The following is a 16,156-nucleotide window of genomic DNA, read 5'->3' as shown; positions in this document are numbered from 1 at the left end:
GTCGGGATTCCTCAGCTGGTGGTCAGGAGTCTTGAGCGGGCCATGGGGCGGCGGTGCGTCAGAAGTCGATCGGGAAGGAGCGCGGGCTGGTGCCGGTCGCCCGGGCGTAGGCGTTGGCGACGGCGGCGGAGGCGGCCGGGACGCCCACCTCGCCCGCGCCGCCGGGCGGTCCGCTCGGCGGCATCAGGTGGATCTCGACCACCGGCGGGGTGTGCCGCTGCCGGGCGTAGTGGAAGTCGCCGTAACTGCCCTCCCGGAAGGCGCCGTTGTCGAGGTGGTTGCCGGCCCGGAGGATCACCGAGATGCCGTCGACCAGCGCGCCGGTCAGCTGGGCCTCCAGGCCGCTGGGGTTGATCACCCGGCCGACGTCGGCGACGATGACGGCCCTGGTCACCCGGGGGTCGGTCCGGTCGGTGGCGTCCAGCTCGACCAGGTAGCCGACGCAGGCGCTGTGCTCGTCGTGGTAGCCGATCCCCTGGGCGTGGCCGGGAGGCATCGGGCGGCCCCAGCCGCCCCGCGCGGCGAGCTCGTCCAGCACCGCCCGCCCGGCGGCGCCGCGCATCCGGGTTCGGCGGAAGGCCAGTTCGTCCTCGCCCATCCGGCGGGCGAGTTCGTCCATCATGATCTCGTCGGAGACCCGGACGGTGCCGGAGTAGACCGAGCGCCAGCTGCCGGTGTTCAGCTCCAGCGGCAGTTCGGCGAGCAGCTGGGTGGGCACCCCGACGTCGTACGGGATCTTCTCGGTGAGCAGGAAGAACAGTTCGGAGGCGGTGAGCCCGGCCAGCGGGAGGTCGTAGCCGGCGGCGGTGAGCATGTCGCCGAGGCCGTGGCCGAGGTCGGTCCGGACGCCGGCCACGTGGTGCTCCCAGCTGAACACCTGGCCGAGGCCGTAGGTGGCCCGGACGAGGTGGTGGCTCGCCGGGCGGACCCGGCCGTGGCGCATGTCGTCGTTGCGGGTCCACATCAGCTTGACCGGGCGGCCGGCGGCCTTGGAGACCTGGGCGGCCTCCAGGGCGGCGTCGAAGAACAGCCGACGGCCGAACGAGCCGCCGCCGCGCACCACGTGGACGGTGACGGCCTTCTCCGGCAGGCCGAGTTCGGCGGCGATGGTGCCCTGGGCGAGGATCGGGCTCTGCGCGGCGAACCACACCTCGGCCCGGTTCGGCCGGACGTCCGCGACGGCGGTGAGCACCTCCATCGGGGCGTGGTTGACGAAGGCGAAGTCGAACTCCCCTTCCACGCGGTGGGCGAACAGCGGCGGCGGGAGGGACGGCAGCTGGGCGGCGCGCAGTCGGGACCGTACGTCGGCGTCGGACAGGCCGGCGACCGGGCCCGGGTTCCAGGTGGTGCGCAGCGCGTCGCGGGCCTTGAGCGCCTGGTCGAAGGTCTCGGCCAGGACGGCGACGCCGCTCGGGATCCGCACCACGCCGAGGACTCCGGGCATCGCGCGGGCGGCGGAGGCGTCCAGGGACCTGAGCGTGCCGTTGACGGTGGTCGGGCGGGCGACCACGGTGGGCACGGCGCCCGGGATCCTGAGGTCCCCGGCGTACTGGGCGCGGCCGGTGACGATGTCGCGGGCGTCGATCCGGCCGGTCGGCCGGCCCACCAGGCGCAGCTGGTCGGGGTCCTTGGGGACGGCCGGGACGGCGGGGGCGGTGACGTCGGCGGCCTCGGCGGCGAGGTCGCCGTAGCGGAGGCGGCGGCCGTCGGGGGCGAGGACGGCGGAGTCGGCGGTGCGCAGGGTGGTCGCGGGAACGTTCCAGCGCTTGGCGGCGGCGGTCACCAGCCGGGCCCGGGCGGCGGCGGCCGCGGCGCGCACCGGGTCGTACAGCGAGCGGATCGAGTTGGAGCCGCCGGTCAGCTGGTTGAAGACGAGTTCGGGGCGGGCGTCGGAGAGCGGGACGTCGACGTCGGAGAGCCGGGCGTCGAGCTCCTCGGCGACGATCATGGCGATCGCGGTGGTGAGGCCCTGGCCGACCTCCAGCCGGGGCAGGTGGAGGACGGCGCGGCCGGCGGGGGTGACTTCGAGGACCAGCAGGTGCGCGGTCGGCAGCCCGGCGATGATCATCGCGTCGCCGAGGTCGACGATGTCCGGGATGCCCGGCAGGCCGATCAACTGCTTCGGGAGGGCGGTCTCGTGGACCGGCACGGAGCCCGCGGGGGGAGCGGGGGCGGCGGCCCGGGCCGTGGCGGGCGCGGCGGTGTCGACGCCGAGGCCGGCGGCGACGGTGAGGGTGGGTGCGGCCAGCAGGTAGGTGAGGAAGCGCCGGCGGCGGGGGCCGCCTGCCGTCGCCCGGGAGGCCGGGCCGGTCGGAGCGGCCGCGCCGGCTGGGCTGGTCGGAGCGGCCGGAGTGTCTGCGGCGTCCGGAAGGGCGTGGGCGAGCGGGTGTCCGGCGTCGCCCGGCTGGCCGGTGGAGTCCGAGGGGGCGATGGAGGTGCTGATGGGAGGACACCCTTCGAGCCGGAGGCGGCGACGGAACGGGCGGCCGGGGCGGCCCCGGCCCGGTGCCTGGTCGCGAATGCCGTTGAGCATAGGAGCGCGCTACTGAGGGGTCAACACGGTCAAAGCGGGCCCCTGGTCGGCCCGATCACGGTTTCGCGCCGGTCGGCGGAGGCGGATTCGGAGCGGGTACGGACGGCGCTTCGCAGGCGCGGGCGAGGCCGGTTCGGGGCCGCTCCGAAGGGCTCCTAGACGCCAACTGGCGCCCCTCGCACGAGGGTTCAGCGGTCGGTCGGCGGTACGGCGGCGCCGTGGATTGGCCCAGGGAATTCCTTGATCACTGGACCGGTCCATTGGGCCGGTTCCTCCGTAGGCTAGGGGGCGCGCCGGAGCCGGCGGTCGTGGAGACCGACTCCGCGCGCCGCCCGTCCGGGCGCAGCGAGCAAGGGTGACGGACCGTGATGACGTTTACGGCCGTGGGCGCCTGCGGGTGACGGACCGTGAGACCACCACGGCGGCCGGGTGTCCGGGACCGGCGGGTGATCCCCGCGAACGAGTGAAGGAGAAGCAGTGCCGACCGACCGAGCCGCCCGTCGGGGCGCCCTGCCGCCCGCCGGGCCCCAGCGGACCCTCGCGGCCGCCCAGTTGGCCGCCGCCGTCGGCGACGGCGCCTACTACACCTGCTCCGCGCTCTACTTCACCCGGGTGGTCGGGATGTCGCCGACCGCCCTCGGGCTCGGCCTCACCCTCGCCTGGGCGCTCGGCTCCCTCGCCGGCGTCCCGCTCGGCTCGCTCGCCGACCGGCGCGGCCCGCGCCGCACCTCGGTGGCGCTCGCGCTCGGCACGGCGGCCGTGGTCGCCGCCCTGCTGGTGATCCGCTCCTACCCGCTGTTCCTGCTCGCGGTCTGCCTCTACGCCACCGCGCAGTCCGGCCTCACCGCCGCCCGGCAGGCGCTGGTCGCCGCGCTGGTGCCGCCCGCGCAGCGGACCGCGCTGCTCGCCCACATCCAGTCGACCCTCAACGGCGGACTGGCCGTCGGCGCGGCGATCGGCGGCATCGCGCTCAGCGTCGGCACCCGTACCGCCTACCAGGCCGCCTTCGCCGTCACCGCGCTCGGCTTCCTGCTCGGCGCGCTGGTCCTGCGGCGGCTGCCCGAAGCCCCGCCCGCGGCAGGGCCGTCGGACGCCGGGCCGCGCCTCGCCGTGCTGCGCGACCGCCGGTACGCCGCCGTCACCGCCGTCAACGCCGTCCTGCTGCTGCGGATGCCGCTGCTCAGCCTGATCATCCCGCTCTGGATCGCCGCCCGCGCCCCCGGGATCGGCTGGCTCGGCTCGGCGCTCTTCGTGCTCAACACCCTTGCGGTGCTGGCCTTCCAGGTCCGGGCGGCGCGCGGCATCACCGGGCTGGACCCGGCCGCCCGGGCGGTGCGTTCCGCCGGGCTGCTGCTGCTCGCCTCCTGCGCCGTCTTCGGACTGTCCGCGCTGGACGTGCCGGTGTGGGCGGTCGGCGCGCTGCTGGTCGCGGCCTCCGTCCTGCAGGTGGCCGGGGAGATGCGGCAGTCCGCCGGCAGCTGGCAGATCGCCTTCGACCTCGCCCCGCCCGGGCGGATCGGCCAGTACCAGGGCTTCTTCGGCACCGGCGTCGCCGTCGCCCGCACCGTCGGGCCGTTGCTGCTCACCGCGCTGCTGCTGGAAGGCGGCCTGGCCGGCTGGCTGGTCCTGGGCGGGGTGTTCCTCGCGGCGGGGTACGCGATGGGCCCGGTCGCCCGCTGGGCGGCGCGGGACCGCGGTCACGCGGTGACATCGCCGGCACCGGTGGCCGCGGGCGCCTGACCCCGGACCTCGCGACGGCGGGGATGTCGCAGCGGTGGGGCGGCGGGGACTCACGGCGGCGGGCCGGAAACCGGTGGCCCCGGCCCGCCGCCCGCTGGCATGCTGACCGCGTGGACCGACCCCAGATCTCGCTCGACTTCGCCCCCGAGCTGCACCTCTTCGTCTCCGCGCCCCGGCGGGCCGGCCGCACCGCGCTGCGCACCGACGGCACCTCCACCCTCGGCCACGTCGTCGAGTCCCTGGGTGTCCCGCTCACCGAGGTCGGCGCACTGCTGGTGGACGGCCGGGCCGTGCCCGACACCCACGTCCCGGCCGACGGCGAGGAGATCGCCGTCCGCGCCGTGGCCAGGCCGCAGCCCTCGCCCGTCCCGGCGCGCTTCCTGCTCGACGTCCACCTCGGCACCCTCGCCCGCCGACTGCGCCTGCTCGGCGTGGACGCCGCGTACGAGAACCCCGACATCGGCGACGCCGCCCTGGCCGCCCGCTCGGCCGCCGAACAGCGGATCATGCTCTCCCGCGACCGCGGCCTGCTGCGCCGCCGCGAACTGTGGGCCGGCGCGTACGTCTACAGTCACCGCCCCGCCGAGCAACTGCGCGACGTGCTCTCCCGTTTCGCGCCGCCGCTCGCGCCCTGGAGCCGCTGCACCACCTGCAACGGCACCCTGCTCCCTGCCACCAAGACCTCGGTGCGCGAGCAGTTGCGGGACGGCACCGAGCGCTCCTACGACGCCTTCGCCCGGTGCACCGACTGCGGCCAGGCCTACTGGCGAGGTGCCCACCACGCCCGGCTGGAGGCGATCGTCACCGAGGCGGTCCGCGACTTCGGCGGCGACGGCGGGGCGGGCGGGACGGGCGCGACCGGTGCGACCGGTGCGACCGGTGCGACCGGCCAGGAGTCCGGGGACGGCCAGGGCCGGGTCGTGGTCGTCCCGGGGCGGAGCGCTCCGGCGGACGGCCCGTTGCCGTAGAACACCACGGCCGCCGTACGGGGCGCCCGGCCCGGGCCGGGCGCCCCGCCCCCCGTCAGGCGTCCACGACCTCCAGCCCGTACGCGATCACGGCCTGCCGCAGCCCGCCCGGGTACCCGGCGAGCGCCGGGGTGAACTCCCAGTCCCCGGACGGCTCGCGGTCGAAGCGGCCGAGCCGCATCGCGGTGTTGGTCTCCGCGCCGTCCGCCAGGTGCACCACGGCCGCGTCCTGCCCGGAGCCGGCCTCCAGGATCAGCGCCGGCCCGGCGAACCCGCCCATGGTGGCCTCCGGATGGTTCTCGGTGTCGGCGGCGGCGATGACGACGAGCCGGTCGACCTCGGCGGGCAGCGCGTCGAAGTCGACCATCAGGCAGGCGTTCGCGTCGTCGTAGCCGGTCACCAGCCGCACCGAACCGTCGGGCGTCGAACCGTTGTTGTAGAACACCAGGTGGTCGTCGGAGAGCGCCACGTTCCCGGTGCAGACCAGGGCGGCGATGTCGTACTCCTCCTCCCCGGTCCAGTGCAGCAGCAGCCGGGACGGCTCGGTGGCCACCTCGATCGCGGGCAGCCCGTCCAGGGCGCCGGCCTCCGCGGCGGCCTCGTCCTGGGCGTCCGCGAAGACCTCGTGGAAACCGTGGTGCTTGAGCAGCCCGACCAGCTCGGCGCCGTTGAGCAGGGTGATCGGCTTGCCCGCGACGAACTGGTGCGAGCTGGGGCCGAACCTGCTGGTGGTGACCAGGACGGCCTTGGTCGCGGCCTGGTCGTGCCGCAGCGTCCCGTACAGGTCCCGCACCGCGGAGGGCGCCACCGTGTCCCGGTACCGCTTCACCTGCACGATGACGTTGCCGCCGCGGAACGGGTCCGGGTCGATGCCGCGGACGTCCACCCCGCCGTCCCGCGACCGGGCGGTCAGTTCGACCTTCATGCCCATCGCCTCCATCAGCCGGGCGATCAGTCCCTCGAACTCGACCGGGTCCATCGCCAGCAGCAGCTGGAGCTCGCGGACACGCCTGGCCATCCGGCCTCGGTTGGCGTTGGTGTCGTCGCGGAGGTGTCGGAACAGCGCTCGCTGCGCACGGCGTTCGTCGGTGTCGGGGTTGCTGAGGCGGTGGAGCTTCCGGCTCCGGGACATGGGCGTGCCCCCTCTTGCATGGTGACGGTTGTTGCAGGCGTCACCGTAGGGGAATCGTGGACGAAGAACTGCCGGGCCGTCAGTTCGCCGCACAATCGAGACCTGGGGTGATGCACGGCGCTACGGCGCCCGCAGGTCCAGGGTCCAGGTGTGGGTGGTGTAGGCCCCCATGCGGGTGGGGTGGCGTTCCACCAGGTTGACGGTGAGGCGGTCGGCGGTGCGGTGAAGCGAGCCGCTGAAGCGCGGCTGGTCCTGCGAGGGCAGGGGGAGCAGTTCGGCCAGCACGGCGTGGTCCAGGTCCCGGCCGACCGCGCGCAGCACCCCCGCGTCCAGCACCAGCAGGGTGCCGTCCGACAGCACCAGCGGCGCCGGGGCCTGCGGGTCGGTGAGCCGGGGGCCGGGCTCGATCCGGCCGCCGGGCAGCAGGCGGACCACCCGGCTCCCGGTGGGGTGGCGGCGGTCCGTCTCGACCACCCGCAGGCCGCTGCCGACCACGTAGTGGCCGTAGCTGCGCCACGAGTCGACCAGGGCGCCGTCCCGGTCGTACGCCCAGGTGTCGAAGGTGTCGTAGCCCTCCAGGCCGAGCACGAAGCGGCCGCCGCCGAGCGCCGCGCCGCGCTCGCCGCGCAGTTCGGCGACGGTGCGGCCGTCGGCGAGGTCCAGCAGCAGGGCCGGGCCGAGGTGGCCCCAGGCGGTGTACTCGAAGGAGTCGGTGGTGACCAGCGCCCGTCCGGAGGACAGGTGCGCCGCGTTCGGACGGCCCGGGCAGGACCGCCGCCAGCGGACGCCGCCGGTGGCGTCGGCGCAGACGAGTCCGCCGTCCCGGGCGTGCAGTTCCAGCCCGTCCCGGCGGGCCAGCGGCCCCTCCGGGAGCCCCTGCGGCCGACCGCCCCCGCGGCGACGGTGGTCCAGGACAGTGACCCGCCAGCTCCCCATGTGCCGGATGGTAGTGGAGCCGGCTGAACGGCGGGGGTGCTTTCGGTGGCCGTCCGGACGGCGGACAATCCCCGCAGAAGCCGAGGAGGAGCCGAAGGAGGAGGCCGCGGTGGAGTTCGAGGTCATGATCGAGATCCCGCAGGGGTCGCGGAACAAGTACGTGATGGACTTCGTCGCGGGCCGGATCCGGCTGGACCGCACCCTCTTCACGGCCACCGCCTACCCCACCGACTACGGCTACGTCGAGGGCACCCTCGGCGGCGACGGCGAGCCGCTGGACGCCCTGGTGCTCGGCGGCGAGCCGGCCGTCCCCGGCTGCGTGCTGACCTGCCGGGCGGTGGGCCTGTGGGTGATGCGCGACGAGCGCGGCCCGGACCAGAAGGTGCTCTGCGTCCCGGCCCGCGACCCGCGCTACGCGGACCTGCGGGACATCGGCGACCTGCGCGAGTTCGACCTGCTGGAGATCACCCACTTCTTCCAGGTGTACAAGGACCTGGAGCGCGGCAAGTCCGTCGAGGGCTCGCACTGGGCGGGCCGCGACGCCGCCTACGCCGAGATCGCCGAGTCGCGCGCCCGCGCGGCGGGCACCCGCTACGCCGACCCGGCGTAGCGGGTGCCCCGGTCCGGCCGAGGGTCCGGTCCCGATCCGGCCGAGCGTCCGGTCCCGGACCGGCGGCCAGGACTCGGGTGGGGCCGACCGGGAAGGACGGCCCGTCAGAGCCGGGCGGTGCTCAGGATCGCCCGCACCTCGTCGCCGATCGATGCCTCGTTCCGCTCGAACTCCGGTGCGGTGAGCAGGTCCGGGTCGGACGGCAGCCCGGTCAGCACCGGGGTGTGCAGATGACCGCCGGGGAGGTCCGGGGCGAGGAACGCGCGCAGCCGGTTGGAGCGGTAGGCGACCTCGTTGGAGAGGTACCCGCCGCCGCCCCCGGCGACCGCGCGGGAGCCGGGGGTGGGGCCGTCCGGCCGGAAGACCGGGGCGGTGGCGCCCGCCGGGATCTCGGTGACGAAGGTGTTGAGCAGCACCGGGAAGGGCTGCTGGACGGCCGTCATGGCGTCGGTCGGCAGCGTGGTGCGGACGAACTGCGGCCCGGGGCCCAGCCCGGGGGCGTCCACCGGGTGCAGGGACGTGCCGCCGGACAGCGCGGCCACGTTGTCGGTCGCCGGGTCGGCGGAGCGGGCGCGCCCGGCCCACCGCTCAAGGGTGAACTTGCCCGGGTAGCCCTGGCTGATGCTGGTGATCAGGTCGGCGGACTGCCGGCCCGGCCGCAGGTGCGGGGTGAAGGCGCGTTCCACGATGCCGTCGTCGAAGTCCCCGTAGCGCACCGGCAGCACGACCGCCCGGACCTCCGCGGTGCTGCCGTCGGCGAGCGTGATCCGCTGCCCGTGCAGCTGCAGGACGGCCGAGCCGGAGGGGTTGGCGCGGCGCGGCTCGGCGTCCAGACCGAACGGGTCGAAGCCGCTGACGAAGATCCTCCGGACGTCGGGGGCGGCGCTGAAGCCGTCGTCCAGGCCGCGCGAGGCGTCCTCGAAGCGGGCCCGCAGCGCGGCGTGGTCGACGTCGAACCCGGGCTGCCAGCGCGCCAGTAGGACGGTCATGGCGAGCCTGGTCCAGTACAGCGGGCGGTCGTCCCGGGCGGGCAGGTCGCCGCTCGGGCGGCGGCCCTGGGCGCGGTCCAGGCCGGCCTGCCAGAGCGTCCGGCCCCAGGCGGCCACCACCCGCTCGGCCTGCCGGGCGTTTCGGGCGGCGCACAGGGCGGAGGGGAAGGCCCCGGGCAGCTCGCCCAGGCCGGAGCGCTCGGTGAAGCCGGCGGTACGGGCGTCCTGGAGGCGGGTCTGCTCGGCGTCCAGCGGCACGGTGGCGGAGGTGCGGCAGTCGGCCGGGGCGGCCTGGGCGGCGGCCGGGGCCAGCAGGGCGGCGAGCGTTCCGGTGAGAGCGGCGGCCAGTCCGGCGGCGCGGCGTAGACATGTCATGTCCGCTGACAATAGGTCGGGGCCTGACGGTCCGCCAGGGTGCCGCCGCGCTGCCCGTAGGCTGGGCCGGTGACCTCGCCCGACCTCTCCCTGAAGACCCTGATCGCCGACCCGTACGGCGGCTACACCCGGCTGCGCGCCGACGCCCCGGTCCACCGGGTCGTCGGCCCGGACGGCCTGCCGTTCTGGCTGGTGACCCGCTACGCCGACGTCCGCCAGGCGCTCGCAGACCCCCGGCTCGCCCTCGACAAGGCGCACGCCGCGCCCGGCAACTACCGGGGCTTCGCGCTGCCGCCCGCGCTGGACGCCAACCTGCTCAACATGGACCCGCCGGACCACACCCGGATCCGGCGGCTGGTCTCCCAGGCCTTCACCCCGCGCCGGGTCGCCGCCCTGCGCGCGCCGATCGAGAAGATCGCCGAGCAACTGCTCGACGCCATCGAGCCGCTCGGCCGCGCCGACCTGCTCGCGACCTACGCCGCGCCGCTGCCGATCACCGTCATCTGCGACCTGCTCGGCGTCCCCGAGGACGACCGGCACGACTTCCGCGCGTGGACCGACTCCCTGATCACCCCCGACCCCGACCGCCCCGAGGCGGCCAGGGCCGCCGTCAAGGCGATGCTCGGCTTCTTCACCGGCCTGGTCGAGCGCAAGCGCACCGAGCCCGGCGACGACCTGCTCTCCGACCTGATCGCCGCCCGGGACGACCAGGAGGGCGGCGGACGACTCAGCGAGGACGAGCTGACCTCGCTCGCCTTCCTGATCCTCTTCGCCGGCTACGAGAACACCGTCCACCTGATCGCCAACGCCGTCCTGGCCCTGCTCACCCACCCCGGGCAGCTGGCCGCCCTGCGCGCCGAACCGGAGCTGATCGGCGGAGCGGTCGAGGAGTTCGCCCGCTTCGACGGCCCCGCCCCGCTGGCCATCCGGCGCTTCCCGCGCGAGGACCTCGCCATCGGCGGCGTCACAGTCCCGGCGGGGGAGACCGTGCTGCTCGCGCTCGGCTCCGCCAACCGCGACCCGGAGCAGTTCACCGAGCCCGACCGGCTCGACCTGCACCGCCGGGAGACCGGCCACCTCGCCCTCGGGCACGGCATCCACTACTGCCTGGGCGCGCCGCTCGCCCGGATGGAGACCGCCCTCGCGCTCACCGCGCTGCTGCGCCGCTTCCCCGGCCTCGCCCTGGACGTGCCGGTCGAGCGGCTGCGCCACCGGCCCACGCTGCGCGCCCGGGGGCTGCTGGAGCTGCCCGTCCGGTACTGAGACCGGTACGGAAGCCGGTGCCGAGACCGGTGCCGGGAGGGGCCGCCGCGGGGCGCCCGGGGCGTCGCCCGGGGGCGCCCCGCAGGGTCTTCCGGCGCCGGTCGGGCGGGGTTCCGCCGCTGGTGGGGCGGTGTTCCGGCCTTGACGGAAAACCGACGGTTCGCCCGGGAACCGATGCGAGTTCTACAGCGTTGTCGAGGTTGAAACAGCGGTACTCGTACGGTGGTGGAGGAAGTTTCCATGAGCGTGGCCCTGACGAAGGGCGGCAACGTCTCCCTGGGCAGGCAGGCCCCCGGGCTGCAGGTGGTGCGGGTGGGCCTCGGCTGGACGGCCGGGGCCGGGTACGACCTGGACGCCAGCGCGCTGCTCTGCGGGGCGGACGGGAAGGTCGCCTCGGACCAGCACTTCGTCTTCTTCAACAACCTGCGGAGCCCGGACGGCTCGGTCCGCCACCAGGGCGCGACCGGCGGCGGCGCGGACCGGGAGCAGATCGAGGTCCGGCTCGCGGAGGTCTCCGCCGGGGTGGAGAGGATCGTCTTCGCGGTGGCGATCTACGACGCGGCGCAGCGGCGGCAGTCCTTCGGGCAGGTCCGCGGCGCCCACATCCGGGTCGTCGACCCGGACGGCGGCGCCGAGGTGGCCCGGTACGACGTGGCGCCGGAGGCCGGCAGCGAGACGGCGATGGTGTTCGGCGAGCTGTACCGGCACGGCGCGGACTGGAAGTTCCGGGCGGTCGGGCAGGGGTACGCCGCGGGGCTCGCGGGCATCGCCGCCGACTTCGGGGTGGACGTCCTGCAGCCGGCGCCCGCCGCCGCCCCGGCGGTGCCGCCCGCCCCGCCCGCACCGCTCGCTCCGGCGAAGCCGCCGGTCGCGCCGCCCGTCGTCCCGGTCGCGCCGGTGGCGGCGCCGGTGCCCGCCGTGGCGGCCGCCGCCGCACCCGCCGTTCCGACGGCCTGGCCCGGACCAGGGAGTTCCCCCGTGACGTGTTTCTTCGACCCCTCGCACGGCGCCGGCACCACGGCGGTGCTCTGGTCCCCGCAGTGGGGCGCGCCGCGCCAGATCGAGGCCTGCGCGGCCTGCGCCCAGCGGGTGCAGACCACCGCCCCGCCGTTCTACACCCCGGCGCAGGCCGGCTACCCGCAGCCGGTCCCGCAGAGCCAGCCGCAGGCCCCCGGCCAGCAGGCCCAGGGCGGGCGGCGCTTCGGGGCCGGCGCGCTGATCGGGGCGGGCGCGGCCGGCCTGGTCGGTGGCGCGCTGCTGAACGAGGCCTTCGACGACGACCCGCAGGTGGTCGTCAACAACTACTACGAGGACGACGGCTTCTTCTAGGAGGCTTCCTCCAGGCCGTCAGGCCGTGGCCCCGGAGGGGCCGTCGGGGCGCCCCCGACGGCCCGAGCCGTCGGTGCGGTGCGCTTGAATGCCCGGGAGCACCGTTCCGACCGGGGGAGATGTACCGATGACCACGTCCGACGCCGAACTGGCCGCCGCTGCCGCGGACCCCACCGCGGCCTGGCTGGAGTCCTGCTTCGGGCCGGGCACGCTGTGGCGGCCCGAGCCGGGGGAACTGCCCGAGCGGCTGACGTCGCAGGGCGCCCGGGCGTTCCTGACCGAGGTCGGCCTGCCGGCCGTCGAGCTCGGCTTCCTCGGCTTCGACGCCACCGACCTGCCCGAGCGCGGGATGTGGGAGGCCGATCTGGACGACCTGTTCGGCGAGCGCACGCCGGACGACGACACTCCGCCGAGCAACTGGGGTTACTGCGTCGGCACCTTCGACGCGTGGCACCTGATGGTGGCCGGCGACACCGGCGCCGTACGGATCTACAACGCGGACGGCTGGGACCACGGGCGCGGCTACGGCGGTTGGGCGGCCGACTCGCTGCCCGCGCTGATCGGCGCGCTGGCGGTGCTGGCCCGCCTGGAGGAGCGGATCCGCGAGGGCGACGCCAAGGCCGCGCTGGACGGGTTCGCCGCGCTGGTGGCCGAGCTGGGGCAGGGGCCGGACGACTCGGACCTCTGGGTGCGGCTGCTGGAGGACCTGCGCGAGGAGTACGAGGAGCTGGACGAGGACTGACCGTCCCGTACCAGGCGGCCGCACAACGCTTCTGCGCTGTGCGGCCGTCGGCGTTCTCGCCGGCCGTGCGGTCAGGCTCCCCGGCGCCGGTACGCCCCGGCCCGGGCCGCCGCGACGGCGGCCTCCGCCGCGCGGTCGGCGGCCGCCTCGTCCAGCGGTTCCGCGGTGGTGAGCATCCGGTAGTAGAGCGGCGCCGAGACCGCCCGGACGACCTCGAACCCGTCGGTGTCCGAGGGGAGTTCGCCGCGTTCGACGGCCGCGGTGACGCACGGCGCCCACTCCTCGACCCGGCGCCGGTAGAAGTGCCGCAGCGCCTCGGCCGCGTCCGGGTCGCAGGTCGCCGCCACGATGACGGCGCGGAACAGCGCGCCCTGCCGGGGGTCGGCCAGGGTCTGCTGGACGAGCCGGGCGTTGGCCCGCAGGTCCCCGGCGAGTGAGCCGCTGTCGGTGCGCGGCAGCGACTGTTCGGCCATGTCCGCGAGCAACTCCGCGACCAGCGCGGTGGTGCTGCCCCAGCGGCGGTAGACGGTGGTGCGGCCGACCTCGGCGCGCTGGGCGATGTCGCCGAGGTCGAGGCCGCTGAAGCCGTGCTCGACCAGGGCGTCCTCGGCGGCGCGCAGGACGGCGGCGCGCACCCGGGCGGTCCGGCCGCCGGGGCGGACCGTGCCGGGCGTCGTCGGATCGGGCGTCGAAGGCCCGGGGGTCGTCGGCTCGGACGACGGCGTCGGAGGGGACGGCTCGACCATTAACGGGATTCCTGTTCCATTAGGAGGCTGGAGTCTGCTAGGTTCGAGGCATCCTAACGGAACGGGAGTCCCATTAGGGGCTTCGAGGGGAGAACCGTCATGACCGACACCACCGGCACCCACGACATGGAGTACCGCCGCCTCGGCGCGTCCGGCCTCAAGGTGCCCGCACTCAGCCTCGGCACCGGCACCTTCGGCGGCCGCGGCCCGTTGTTCGGTGCCTGGGGCACCACCGACGTCCAGGAGGCCCGCCGACTGCTCGACATCGCCATCGACGCCGGGGTCACCCTCTTCGACACCGCCGACGTCTACTCCGACGGCGCCTCCGAGGAGGTGCTCGGCCAGGCCGTCCGCGGCCGCCGCGACCAGGTGCTGATCTCCACCAAGGCCGGACTGCCCACCGGCGACGGCCCGCAGGACGCCGGCACCTCCCGCGCCCGGCTCGTCCGGAGCGTGGACGACGCGCTGCGCCGCCTCGGCACCGACTACCTGGACCTCTTCCAGCTGCACGCCTACGACGCCGGCACCCCGATCGAGGAGGTGCTCGCCACCCTGGAGGACCTGGTCCGGGCCGGCAAGATCCGCTACACCGGCGTCTCCAACTTCTCCGGCTGGCAGCTGATGAAGTCCCTCGCCCTCGCCGACCGGCACGGCCGCCCCCGGTACGCCGCGCACCAGGTCTACTACTCCCTCGTCGGCCGCGACTACGAGTGGGAGCTGATGCCGCTCGCCCGGGAGGAGGGCGTCGGCGCCCTGGTCTGGAGCCCGCTCGGCTGGGGCCGGCTGACCGGGAGGATCCGCCGGGGGCAGCCGCTCCCGGCCGGCAGCCGGCTGCACGACACCGCGGACTACGGCCCGCCGGTGGAGGACGAACTGCTGTACCGGGTGGTCGAGGCGCTGGACGGGATCGCCGCCGAGACCGGCCGCACCGTCCCCCAGGTGGCGATCAACTGGCTGCTGCGCCGCCCGACCGTCTCCTCGGTCATCATCGGCGCCCGCAACGAGGAGCAGCTGCGCCAGAACCTCGGCGCGGTCGGCTGGTCCCTGACGGAGGAGCAGGTGGCCCGGCTGGACGCGGCCAGCGCCCGCACCGCGCCGTACCCGTACTTCCCCTACCGCCGACAGGAGGCCTTCGCCCGGCTGAACCCGCCGCTGGCCGGCTGAGGTCCCGCTCGGGGGACACTGCGCACCGTCACCTCGCAGCGCTCCCGGCCGCGCGCGGTGAGACCGGATCGGCGCGTCTCGCCGGGGTGGGCAAGGGTCGCAAGGCTGAGCAGGCCCTCTGCCATGGCAGCCGCCCGCGGCCCGGCCGTCGCGGCCGGGACTCCGACCGGGCGACGGCGCCGCGGGCGGGCGGGCGCGTCGGCGGGGGCCCCGGCCCGGGAGAGGTCCGGGCCGGGGGCGGACCGGCTGCCACCGCCCCGCGGACGCGAGTTCGAGGACGGCCCCTAGCGGCGGTGCCAGGCGGCGAGGAGCGCGGCCTCCCGGGCGGGGTCGAGGGTGCCCGGTACGGGCGGGAACGGCTGGACGTCCCGGGCGGTGTCGGCCACCGGGCGCAGGGCCAGGCCGGTGGCGAGGGCGGCGGCCGGATCGGCGGTGCTGGTGGCGCGGGTCTCCGGGGCGGCCGGCCAGAGCGGGAGCGCCTGTTCCGTGACCCCGGCCGCGCGGAGGAACTCCTCGTCCACCCAGGTGAGAGCGGTGCCGGGCGGGGCGACCGCCGAGGCGACGGCGTCGAGCAGGTCGCCCAGGCCGAACGGCGGGGGAGTGGCGGCGTGGTACGCGCCGGAGGCGCCGCGCTCCAGCAGGGCGAGCATCCAGGCGGCGAGGTCGCGGGCGTCGACCACCTGCACCGGCGCGTCCGGCCGGCCGGGGGCGAGCACCTCGCCGCCCCGGGCGAGGCGTTCCACCCAGTAGTCGAAGCGGTGGGTGTAGTCGTGGGGGCCGATCACGTACGTCGGGCGGATCAGCAGCGCCCCCGGGCCGAAGGCCTCCCGGGCGGCGCGCTCGCACTGGACCTTGAGGACGCCGTAGCTCCCGGCGGTGACCTCCTCGGCCTCCGGTCCGTCGGCGGGCAGCAACGGGGAGTCCTCGGCGTAGCCGGGGGCGGCCGGGACGTCGTACACCGCGAGTGACGAGACCAGCAGGTAGCGCCCGGCGCTGCCGGGGTCGAGGGCGGCCGCCAACTCCCTGACCTGGCGCGGGAAGTAGGCGCAGACGTCGACGGTGGCGTCCCAGCTGCGGCCGCGCAGCACGGACAGGTCGGCGTCGCGGTCGGCGATCAGGTGGGTGGCGTCCGGGAGCAGCCCGGCGCCGGACCGGCCCCGGTGCAGCACCGTGACGTCGTGCCCGGCGGCCAGCGCCGCCTCGGCGAAGTGGAGACCGATGAAGCGGGTGCCGCCCATGACCAGAATGCGCATCAGAACATCGTGCCAGCCCGCCCGGTGCCGGTGCCAACCGGCGCCGGATTGTTGCCCGAGTTGTGGGTGGGGTGCGTGAGTCCGTGTGCGGTGTGTACGGTTCCGGGGGGAACCGTGTTCGACGGCGGACGACGTCGAACGGCGGCCGTCGGCCCTGGTGGAGCGCGGTGGGCCCGATCGCCGCTGGTCGGCCGCCCGGCGGCGGGGCGGGAAGCGGAACCGTGACGGCCTCGCAACGCCTGATGTGCCGTCAAAGTTCCTTGTTTCCCGGCGAACTTGTGTGAAGGCCCTTTAAGCTCCCGTTAACAATGGCGGTTTTTCGCCGCTCACGAACTCCCTCACGAGGTCGGGCGGAAGGCCCAACTGAACAATGAGA

The 16,156-nt window shown here is 75.5% G+C and carries 13 protein-coding genes; 7 read left to right on the top strand and 6 right to left on the bottom strand.

The window, feature by feature from the left end; genetic code table 11:
* Positions 1–58: 58 nt before the first annotated feature.
* Positions 59–2,533, bottom strand: coding sequence for a molybdopterin cofactor-binding domain-containing protein (locus ACIQI7_RS22760; protein WP_401112829.1), 2,475 nt, complete (start codon positions 2,531–2,533; stop codon positions 59–61).
* Positions 2,534–3,010: 477 nt separating this feature from the next.
* On the opposite strand from ACIQI7_RS22760, the gene ACIQI7_RS22755 reads away from it, so the two are divergent.
* The gene (locus ACIQI7_RS22755; protein WP_401112827.1) at positions 3,011–4,273 is read left to right on the top strand and encodes an MFS transporter; all 1,263 of its coding nucleotides are present in this window, start codon (positions 3,011–3,013) and stop codon (positions 4,271–4,273) included.
* A gap of 110 nt (positions 4,274–4,383) precedes the next feature.
* Positions 4,384–5,241 carry a Mut7-C RNAse domain-containing protein gene (locus tag ACIQI7_RS22750; protein ID WP_401112826.1) on the top strand — a complete coding sequence of 286 codons (858 nt, stop codon included), beginning with the start codon at positions 4,384–4,386 and terminating at the stop codon, positions 5,239–5,241.
* A 55-nt stretch (positions 5,242–5,296) separates the two neighbouring features.
* On the opposite strand, the gene ACIQI7_RS22745 is transcribed toward ACIQI7_RS22750, so the two are convergent.
* Positions 5,297–6,373, bottom strand: coding sequence for a restriction endonuclease (locus tag ACIQI7_RS22745; protein ID WP_401112825.1), 1,077 nt, complete (start codon positions 6,371–6,373; stop codon positions 5,297–5,299).
* A 120-nt stretch (positions 6,374–6,493) separates the two neighbouring features.
* Positions 6,494–7,309 (bottom strand): hypothetical protein, encoded by an 816-nt coding sequence (locus ACIQI7_RS22740; RefSeq protein ID WP_401112823.1) that lies wholly within the window; start codon positions 7,307–7,309, stop codon positions 6,494–6,496.
* A 109-nt stretch (positions 7,310–7,418) separates the two neighbouring features.
* On the opposite strand from ACIQI7_RS22740, the gene ACIQI7_RS22735 reads away from it, so the two are divergent.
* The gene (locus ACIQI7_RS22735) at positions 7,419–7,919 is read left to right on the top strand and encodes an inorganic diphosphatase (protein ID WP_387753933.1); all 501 of its coding nucleotides are present in this window, start codon (positions 7,419–7,421) and stop codon (positions 7,917–7,919) included.
* 104 nt (positions 7,920–8,023) lie between these two features.
* On the opposite strand, the gene ACIQI7_RS22730 is transcribed toward ACIQI7_RS22735, so the two are convergent.
* Complete coding sequence (locus tag ACIQI7_RS22730) at positions 8,024–9,283, bottom strand: pyroglutamyl peptidase (protein ID WP_401112821.1); 1,260 nt, start codon at positions 9,281–9,283, stop codon at positions 8,024–8,026.
* Between the two features lie 69 nt (positions 9,284–9,352).
* Here ACIQI7_RS22730 and ACIQI7_RS22725 point away from each other — a divergent pair, with 69 nt between their 5' ends.
* The 3 genes from ACIQI7_RS22725 to ACIQI7_RS22715 all read left to right on the top strand — a co-directional run bounded on the left by ACIQI7_RS22725 (position 9,353) and on the right by ACIQI7_RS22715 (position 12,617).
* Positions 9,353–10,546: a cytochrome P450 gene (locus tag ACIQI7_RS22725; protein ID WP_401112819.1), complete on the top strand. Its 1,194-nt coding sequence runs from the start codon at positions 9,353–9,355 to the stop codon at positions 10,544–10,546.
* A gap of 240 nt (positions 10,547–10,786) precedes the next feature.
* On the top strand, positions 10,787–11,875 hold the full coding sequence (locus ACIQI7_RS22720) for a TerD family protein (protein ID WP_401112817.1): 1,089 nt from the start codon (positions 10,787–10,789) through the stop codon (positions 11,873–11,875).
* 127 nt (positions 11,876–12,002) lie between these two features.
* Positions 12,003–12,617: an SUKH-4 family immunity protein gene (locus tag ACIQI7_RS22715; RefSeq protein WP_401112815.1), complete on the top strand. Its 615-nt coding sequence runs from the start codon at positions 12,003–12,005 to the stop codon at positions 12,615–12,617.
* Between the two features lie 71 nt (positions 12,618–12,688).
* On the opposite strand, the gene ACIQI7_RS22710 is transcribed toward ACIQI7_RS22715, so the two are convergent.
* A complete protein-coding gene (locus tag ACIQI7_RS22710) occupies positions 12,689–13,363 on the bottom strand; it encodes a TetR/AcrR family transcriptional regulator (protein WP_401112813.1) in 675 nt (224 codons plus the stop codon).
* A gap of 126 nt (positions 13,364–13,489) precedes the next feature.
* Here ACIQI7_RS22710 and ACIQI7_RS22705 point away from each other — a divergent pair, with 126 nt between their 5' ends.
* The gene (locus ACIQI7_RS22705; RefSeq protein WP_401112911.1) at positions 13,490–14,527 is read left to right on the top strand and encodes an aldo/keto reductase; all 1,038 of its coding nucleotides are present in this window, start codon (positions 13,490–13,492) and stop codon (positions 14,525–14,527) included.
* A 284-nt stretch (positions 14,528–14,811) separates the two neighbouring features.
* On the opposite strand, the gene ACIQI7_RS22700 is transcribed toward ACIQI7_RS22705, so the two are convergent.
* Positions 14,812–15,780, bottom strand: a complete 969-nt coding sequence (locus ACIQI7_RS22700) for an NAD-dependent epimerase/dehydratase family protein (RefSeq protein ID WP_401112811.1) — start codon at positions 15,778–15,780, stop codon at positions 14,812–14,814.
* Positions 15,781–16,156: the final 376 nt, after the last annotated feature.

The organism is Kitasatospora sp. NPDC092039, from assembly GCF_044756065.1.
Classification (GTDB): Bacteria; Actinomycetota; Actinomycetes; order Streptomycetales; family Streptomycetaceae; genus Kitasatospora.
This window is presented reverse-complemented; position numbering and strand designations above follow the sequence as displayed.